The following is an 8,212-nucleotide window of genomic DNA, read 5'->3' as shown; positions in this document are numbered from 1 at the left end:
ACTTTGATCTTAAAGTCTAGATCGTAACGCATAAAATAACCCCCATAAGTGGTGTCCAACTTATGGGGGTCAGTTCATTGAGCTGGCTTTTTTGTGTTTAAGATTCAAGACTTACCTTCTAGGTGGGTTTTGTGTGAGCCAGTGTTGATTGACTACTTTTAGCTCCTCAAGCTCTTTATCCATAACCACTTTGCTCTTACCTGGGTTTTTGATCGACTCATAGGCAAAGAAAATGATACCTAAGATAGTCCAGCCAATAAATATTGACCATTCAATACCACTAAGCGCGGATGGCATACCAGGTAGGTATAGCACGAATAAACCCAAGCTTAGAATAATAGTCACGACGCCGACCGCTTTACCCGCAGGGATTTTGAATGGACGTACCATATTAGGTTCACGATAACGCAATACTAAAAATGATAAGGCGACTAAGGTGTAGGCAATGACAACGCCAAAACCACCTGCGGTCACAATCCAAACCAGCATTTTGCGACCAAATAGCGGCGCAAGTGTTGCAAGTCCACCAATCAACAAGATCGCGTTGATAGGAGTGTTATGCTTAGGGTGCAGTTTACCCAAAAACGCAGGGAGCATGTGTGTTTTTGACATCGCATAAAGCAGGCGACTACCCCCAATCAAGAAGGCGTTCCAGCTTGACATGATACCCAGTACGCCGCCGATGACCAATAACACTCCAGCCCATTTACCACTCCATGCCGTTTCCATCGCATCAGCGGTACCTAACGTAGAGGTTTCAGCTAGCGCTAATGGCAAGGTGACGCCCACGCTCCAAATAACAGCGATATACCAAATGACCGCAACGATCAAGGAGACAATCAAGAATTTACCAATGTTAGGACGAGTTAAGTCCATCTCTTCTGCAGCCTGCGGGATGACGTCAAAACCTACAAACATAAAGGGCACCATGACAATAACTGCCATAATACCGCCAATACCACCAACAAACGCAGGTGACAATTGAGCAGTACTATTCTCAGGCGTAAACAACACCGCGCCGATGAACAATAACACACCAACGATCAAAATACCTGCTACGGCGGTCTTTTGGAACCAAGCACTCACCTCTAGACCACGCGTATTGAGCCATGTGACTAAAATAGAGCCTGCCATACCGACGCCCGCCCAAGTCGCATAAACATCCCAGCCTGCCACATTCCACAGATAACCCTGATTATAATTGGGTATGAGGTATTCTACGACCGTCGGTAGCGCCACCGCTTCAAAGGCGACGACCGATAAATAGCCAAAGAGCATACTCCATGAGCAAATAAAGGAGACGTTGACCCCAAGTGCCCTATGCGTATACGTATGCTCCCCGCCTGTAATCGGCATGGAGGAGCATAGCTCGGCATAAGTGACTCCGATCATGACGACCGCAATACCACCGATCAAAAACGCAGTAATCGCGCCCCAAGTCCCTGCTGAAACCACCCAGCCGCTGGCTAAAACAACCCAGCCCCAACCGACCATGGCCCCGAATGCTAGGGCGATAATATCGACCACCCCTAGCGATTTTTTCATTGCAGACATATTGTGCTCCTTGTCCGTATGTCATCCTTGATAATAAAACGACAGCGTGTGCTGGCGTACTCTCGATATGTCTTTTGTGTTAACTGTTTTTCATTACTGCTTATGAATCTTGCTTTTCACAAAAATAAAAGCGCCTTATCGTGCAAGGCGCTTTTGCTAAGTTTAGTACTAGGACATCAATCCTAAAAGCAACCTTGCTACTCTGAAATCAGATACTGCAAGCGGTTATCTTAATTATTGGTCAACATATATTAACTAATATAACGTAATTTGTTATATTTATATATTAAGATTTTAAAATATTACCAATAATGTCGAGTCCTTCTTGCAAGACCTCATCTTCAACGGTGAGCGGCACCATCACGCGAATCGCATTGCCATGCATACCACAAGAGGCGAGTAATAAGCCATGTTCAAACGCTTTGGCTTTTAGAGTGGCAGTCGCTTCAGCATCAGGTTTGCCGTCACTATCGATCAGCTCAAAGGCAAGCATCGCGCCTTTGTGGCGAATATGACCAATACTACTTAGGTTCAAACCCTTGACATAGGCGGCTATCTTGTCACCGATTTGGATACTACGCTCAAGTAGGTTTTCCTCTTCGATGACCTCAAGTACCGCTAACGCCGCCGCGACAGCAATAGGGTTACCGGCATAAGTACCACCAAGACCGCCAATTTGCGGGGCATTCATGATGTCCGCGCGTCCTATGACGGCTGATATGGGGTAACCGCCTGCCAAACTCTTGGCGCTAGTCATCAGATCAGGCTCAACACCTAGCTGCTCAGTGGCAAATAAAGTACCGGTTCTGGCAAAGCCGCACTGTACCTCATCAAAAATCAACACGATGCCGTACTCATCACAGATAGCTCGCAATGCTTTGGCAAAGGATGGCGTCACTTGGTGAAAACCGCCCTCGCCCTGTACGGGCTCAATGATCATTGCCGCCACTTCAGTAGGATCGATATCAGCTTGAAAGATCATATCTAAGCTATGCAGTGCTTGCTCTTCTGTGACGTTAAGCTCTTCTGCTGGAAACAGTGCATGAAACACAGGACCTGGCATTGGACCAAAATTCTTTTTGTAAGGGATGACTTTACCCGTCAGGCTCATGCACATTAGCGTACGACCATGCCAGCCGCCGACGAATGAGATAACCCCTGGACGACCTGTTTTAGCGCGAGCAACCTTGATACAGTTCTCAACCGCTTCTGCACCAGTCGTCAAAAAGAACGCGCGCTTTTCACCGCTAATCGGTGCTTTTTCGCATAACTTTTCGGCGAGATCGACATAGATCTCGTAGTTGATCATTTGCGCGGCAGTATGGGTGAATTTATCGACCTGCTCATGGACGCGCTGGGTAATCTTTGGATGGCTGTGACCTGTGTTTAGTACTGAGATACCGCCGACAAAATCGATATAGCGATTGTCTTCTACATCCCAAACTTCAGCGTTTTTGGCACGCGCGGCAAACACAGGAAAGGCGACGCCAAGTCCAGTTGGCAAAACCGCTTTGCGGCGTGCAAGTATATCTTTATTAGTCATATTAGTAGTCGTGGTCATGAGACTTGTCCTTTTATTAGCACTCATTAGATTTTATGGTTTTAACTTTTCGCTCTTAGCGTTTTTATATGCTGTCAAGCTGGTACTATCTAACATCAGAGCACCAGTATTTGGTAACGACGTACTCATCGATACCGTATTTTGAGCCTTCACGGCCAAAGCCTGACTGTTTGACGCCGCCAAAGGGCGCGACTTCTGTGGAGATTAGACCCGTATTGTGACCGACGATGCCGTACTCTAGACCTTCGGTGACGCGCCATGCACGGGCAAAATCTGAGCTATAAAAATAAGCAGCTAAGCCGTAGATAGTGTCATTGGCCAAGCGTATAGCTTCGCTCTCATCACTAAAGGTAAAAATAGTAGCGATGGGGCCGAAGATCTCCTCGGTAGCGATATCCATGTCCGTGTTTAGATCGGTGACCACAGTTGGGTTATAGCTTAGCCTTGATGCCTCATTGGTGCTACCGCCTGTGATAAGCGTCGCGCCTTTGTCCAAAGCGTCCTTGAGTAGCGCTTGGACTTTCTCTAGTGCTTTTTTGTTGATTAGTGGCCCAATATCAACGCCTTCGCTCATGCCATCCCCGACGTTAAGCTCAGCGACCTTTTTGACAAAGACCTCTAAGAATTTGTCTTTAATGCTATCTTGTACATAAACGCGATTGGCGCAGACACAGGTTTGACCAGCGTTACGGAATTTGGAGGCGATAAGACCATCAGCCGCCTTTTCTAAATCGGCATCATCAAAGACGATAAATGGCGCATTACCGCCCAGCTCTAGTGAGAGCTTTTTGATAGTAGGCGCACACTGAGCCATCAAAGTACGACCGACCTCGGTTGAGCCTGTAAATGAGAGCTTATGAATACGGGCGTCCCCTGTTAGAATGTCACCAATGACCGATGATTTGCCCGTGACCACTTGAATGACGCCTGCAGGAATACCAGCTTGCTCTGCCAAGACGCCTAGCGCTAATGCTGAAAATGGGGTTTCGGTTGCAGGTTTGATAATCATAGTGCAGCCCGCAGCTAAAGCAGGCGCAGCTTTACGAGTGATCATCGCCGCTGGAAAGTTCCAAGGGGTGATCGCTGCGCACACACCAACGGGCTGCTTGAGAACAACGTAACGCAGTGATGTTTTGGTGGCTGGAATGACATCGCCATAGACGCGCTTGCCTTCCTCAGCGAACCAGCGGATAAAGCTATTAGCATAGCCGATCTCGCCGCGCGACTCAGTGAGCGGCTTGCCTTGTTCAGCGGTCATCAAGATCGCAAGATCTTCTTTGTTATCATCGATGAGGTCTGCCCATTTTTGCAATAGATCACAACGCTCTTGCGGGGTTTTGGCTGCCCACTCTACTTGTGCCTTATGAGCATATTCAACCGCTGCATTGACGTCCTCGCTCGTCAGACTTGGCACATGACCGATGACATTACCATTAAAAGGGTTCGTAACGTCGATCGTCTCAGCATCACTTGCCGCATGCCAGCCGTCTTTGATTAAGCACTGTTGTTTGAGTAGCTCTGGATTCGATAACGAAAATGAAGTATCTGACATAGTAACGCTCCCTGTTAATGATAAATGTGATGACTAGCAAACTATATTCAAAAACTTATTTTTTTTAAAACTTGTATTGAATGTTATAGAGTACTTATAGTCATAATTAGTGATTGCTAAGACTTTTATTGTTCAATATACTGAACAACTATTCTATATATGAGACATCATTATAGGAACGATAGGATAACTTTTGCAACCCCTATTACCACTTTCGTTGCCACATAAATGTTTGCTCGAAAAGCTTTATTGATAACCCTTTATTATCATTTAATTCTACTTGTTATTATTTACCTTTATTTATAGGTCACTTATGAGCACGATTGCCGTCCCTGCATTAGATAAAACCTTTCAGATACTAGATTTGATTACCGCAAGCACCCAGCCCTTGAGCGCCGCTCATATTGCCAAAGAATTAAGCCTGCCGCGCAGCTCAACTCATAATATTTTGCAAAGCTTGCTAGCCAAGCACGTCATCTATAAAGACGCAGACAATCGCTTTCATCTGGGGTCATACCTTTTGTATTGGGCTGGTAAATACGAGCAGCAGCAAGGTATCATCCAGCTTTTTAAAGACTTGATCATGCACTATCCAATACTGCTTCAGCATACGGTGACTTTATCGAAACTTGATATGAGTGAGGTGGTGTTTTTGGCCTGTCATGAAGCGCCAGCGCCGCTGGGCTTTACCTTTCGCGCAGGCGTACGAGTGCCAGCGGTATTCTCGGCAACAGGCAAAGCCATGCTCTCAACCTTGCCTATGCATCAAGTCAAGTCGCTCTATGAAGACGGTTTACCAAAGGCCATTACTCCTAATAGCGTCGATAACTTTGCTCGGTTGTCCGATGAGTTCACCGCCATTCATAGTAGCCGGATCTCTTTGGATGACGGTCAGCTGCGTGATGGCATGTACTGCTTAGGGACGTACATACGTAACGCGGCAGGCAACGCGGTCGCAGGCATGGCAGTGAGCTTTTTACAAGTGGAGTACGACGCCAAACGCGAAGAGGTCAGCGCCGTATTAATTGAACTAGCCGAGCAGATCGAGCAGCGCTTGGGCTTTTTGCCTAATCGCTAATAATCAATGGTGAACAGGTATTAGCAAATGGTTAACAACCTTTTTTAATCACTCGCGCGGCTTTCTATTAACCCTGATAAGAACGCATTTAGATTATCATCCAGCTTTTGAATATAATAACCGCCCTCGACCAAGACGATGATAGGCTTATTTAGCGCCATCATTTTTTGTGCCAAGATTTTGAAACCCTCAGTGCTGACTGAACACCTGGCTTCTGGATCGTCTTTGTAAACATCAAACCCTAACACGTGTACGATAACGTCAGGATCGAATAGTTCTACCGCTGCAATAGACTGATCAACGTAGTCAAAAAAGCCTGCCTCATCAGTACCGTGCGGCATCGGAAAGTTGATGTTGTAGCCTGTGCCCGCGCCTCTACCTCTTTCAAACTCGTGCCCAGTAATCGCAGGATAAAAGTTGATCGGACTGCCATGTACTGAGGTATAAAGCACATCGCTGCGATCATAAAATATCTCTTGGATACCCTGACCATGATGCATGTCGGTGTCGATAATGGCTATCTTTGAGTACTTTTGGCGCAGATATTCGGCGATGATGGCAGCGTTATTTAGATAACAAAATCCACCAGCAGCGCTTTTACGCGCGTGATGACCGGGCGGACGTGAGAAGCACAACTGCACGTCCCTGTCACCGCTATCATCGCTTAGTAGCGCATCAGCTGCTGTCAACGCGGTTTGCGCCGACCAGTAGATAGACGTCCACGAATGCTCGCTAATAGGCGCACTATCATCAGCTTGGTACTTAGCAGCCTTAGCCATGATACCCAAACCAGGATTGTCATAAGGCACAAATATCCCTGTTTGTACTTGCGGCCCTAAATCCTCCTCTACTGCCATCCACTCGCTATAGCCGTTTTTGAGGAACTCAACATAACCAAAATCATGTACCGCGAGTATCGGCGTCATGCCTAAATCTCTAGCAGTGGTTACGCTAAGTCCTAGCGCTTTTGGCGCTTTGAGCAGCTCGGTCATACGCTCTGGTATCTCTAAAGGCTCATGCATTTTGCCATAAGAATAATACGGCAGTGGCCGGTGCAGACTGAGATTATCGTGACTATATATTTTCATTTTATTTTTCATACTAAGCATTCCTTTGTCTAAAATTCATTGTTTATACAATCCCATCGGCGCGCAGCTTAGCGATAGTGTCGGTGTCATAACCCAAATCAGCAAGCGTACTATCGGTATGCTCGCTCAAACGCGGCGGCGGCGTACGATAACTGACAGGTGACTCGGATAATTTAATCGGATTGCCCAGCGCTCGTACGGGACTGCCCTGCTCTGCAAAATCGACAATCATACCGCGCGCCTGTGCTTGCGGCGTAGCTAGCGCTTCACTAACGTTGTTAATCGGACCACAGGGTATGCCTGCTTGATTTAAGGCATCTAACCAATAATCACGCGGCTTTTCTGCGAACTTAACTACCAGCTCGTCACATAATACCTTGCGGTTTTTGACGCGAGCGGGATTAGTGGTAAAACGGCTATCGGTATGCCAGTCTATATCCATAAGCTCACATAGCTTGGCAAATTGACTGTCATTACCACAAGCTAAGATAAAGTGCTGATCGCTCTCGCCTGCGAACACTTGATAAGGGACAATATTGGGATGTTGGTTGCCAAGTCTTGGCGGCACTTTGCCTGATGCTAGATGATTCATGCCGACATTGGCAAGCATAGCAAGGGCGCTGTCGAGTAGCGCCACATCAACGTGCTGACCGCGACCTGTCCGCTGGCGTGCTATGAGCGCGGCTTGAATACCGATAGTCAGCTGCAAGCCTGCAAACAAATCAACGACGGCCACGCCAACCTTGTGCGGCTGACCATCACTAGGTCCTGTGATGCTCATTAGTCCTGATTGACCTTGAATAATATAGTCGTAACCTGGGCGCTTAGCATCAGGGCCTGTCTGCCCAAAGCCTGTCAATGAGGCGTAGATCAAACGCGGGTGTTGCTCCTTGAGGCTGTCATAATCTAAGCCATACTTTTTGAGCCCGCCGACTTTAAAGTTTTCGACGACGATATCGCTATCGCTAATGAGCTGTCTGATAATCTCTTGACCCGCTTTAGTTGTAATATCGACAGTGAGTGATTTTTTATTGCGATTGATAGTTGCATAGTACGCAGAAGTGCCATCGCTAAAGGCAGGCGGCGCCCAGTGCCGAGTCTCGTCACCAATACCCGGACGCTCAATCTTAATCACCTCGCAGCCCAGATCTGCGAGAACCTGCGTACAAGATGGCCCTGCGAGCACTCTGGATAAATCTAAGACCTTTATCCCTTGTAAGGCGCCTTGATTATCCTTATTAATCGTGTCGTTATTATTTTGAACCTTGGCATCTTTTATATATATATCATCCATAATAGTCTCCTTATCTCGAAACGTTCTGCGGTGCTGTTTTCGAATAATTAAATAAAACTAAAAAACGCACGCGACCATTAAGCCT

At 46.9% G+C, this 8,212-nt stretch carries 6 protein-coding genes; 1 reads left to right on the top strand and 5 read right to left on the bottom strand.

Annotated elements, in window-relative coordinates:
- Window positions 1–111 precede the first annotated feature (111 nt).
- The 3 genes from ACTXGE_RS11095 to ACTXGE_RS11085 all read right to left on the bottom strand — a co-directional run bounded on the left by ACTXGE_RS11095 (window position 112) and on the right by ACTXGE_RS11085 (window position 4,667).
- The gene (locus ACTXGE_RS11095; protein WP_435949237.1) at window positions 112–1,554 is read right to left on the bottom strand and encodes an APC family permease; all 1,443 of its coding nucleotides are present in this window, start codon (window positions 1,552–1,554) and stop codon (window positions 112–114) included.
- A 286-nt stretch (window positions 1,555–1,840) separates the two neighbouring features.
- Entirely contained in the window at window positions 1,841–3,097 is a 1,257-nt protein-coding gene (gene gabT, locus ACTXGE_RS11090; protein WP_443543437.1) for a 4-aminobutyrate--2-oxoglutarate transaminase, read from the bottom strand.
- A gap of 103 nt (window positions 3,098–3,200) precedes the next feature.
- On the bottom strand, window positions 3,201–4,667 hold the full coding sequence (locus ACTXGE_RS11085; protein WP_443543361.1) for an NAD-dependent succinate-semialdehyde dehydrogenase: 1,467 nt from the start codon (window positions 4,665–4,667) through the stop codon (window positions 3,201–3,203).
- Between the two features lie 313 nt (window positions 4,668–4,980).
- On the opposite strand from ACTXGE_RS11085, the gene ACTXGE_RS11080 reads away from it, so the two are divergent.
- Window positions 4,981–5,745: an IclR family transcriptional regulator gene (locus tag ACTXGE_RS11080; RefSeq protein ID WP_317198514.1), complete on the top strand. Its 765-nt coding sequence runs from the start codon at window positions 4,981–4,983 to the stop codon at window positions 5,743–5,745.
- Between the two features lie 44 nt (window positions 5,746–5,789).
- Here ACTXGE_RS11080 and ACTXGE_RS11075 read toward each other — a convergent pair whose 3' ends face one another.
- Together ACTXGE_RS11075 and ACTXGE_RS11070 are read right to left on the bottom strand one after the other, a co-directional pair.
- Window positions 5,790–6,845 carry a histone deacetylase family protein gene (locus ACTXGE_RS11075; protein WP_443543363.1) on the bottom strand — a complete coding sequence of 352 codons (1,056 nt, stop codon included), beginning with the start codon at window positions 6,843–6,845 and terminating at the stop codon, window positions 5,790–5,792.
- Between the two features lie 31 nt (window positions 6,846–6,876).
- The gene (locus ACTXGE_RS11070) at window positions 6,877–8,127 is read right to left on the bottom strand and encodes a CaiB/BaiF CoA transferase family protein (RefSeq protein WP_443543365.1); all 1,251 of its coding nucleotides are present in this window, start codon (window positions 8,125–8,127) and stop codon (window positions 6,877–6,879) included.
- Between the last annotated feature and the right edge of the window lie 85 nt (window positions 8,128–8,212).

Origin of the sequence: Psychrobacter sp. T6-4 (assembly GCF_052258425.1) — a bacterium.
Taxonomy (GTDB): Bacteria; Pseudomonadota; Gammaproteobacteria; order Pseudomonadales; family Moraxellaceae; genus Psychrobacter.
The sequence above is the reverse complement of the archived record's forward strand: the minus strand, read 5'-3'. Positions and strand labels throughout refer to the sequence as shown.

Coding starts and splice junctions, on each gene's coding strand:
- ACTXGE_RS11095 (WP_435949237.1), bottom strand. CDS start 1,554: ATGTCTGCAATGAAAAAATCGCTAGGGGTGGTCGATATTATCGCCCTA.
- gabT (WP_443543437.1), bottom strand. CDS start 3,097: ATGACTAATAAAGATATACTTGCACGCCGCAAAGCGGTTTTGCCAACT.
- ACTXGE_RS11085 (WP_443543361.1), bottom strand. CDS start 4,667: ATGTCAGATACTTCATTTTCGTTATCGAATCCAGAGCTACTCAAACAA.
- ACTXGE_RS11080 (WP_317198514.1), top strand. CDS start 4,981: ATGAGCACGATTGCCGTCCCTGCATTAGATAAAACCTTTCAGATACTA.
- ACTXGE_RS11075 (WP_443543363.1), bottom strand. CDS start 6,845: ATGAAAAATAAAATGAAAATATATAGTCACGATAATCTCAGTCTGCAC.
- ACTXGE_RS11070 (WP_443543365.1), bottom strand. CDS start 8,127: ATGGATGATATATATATAAAAGATGCCAAGGTTCAAAATAATAACGAC.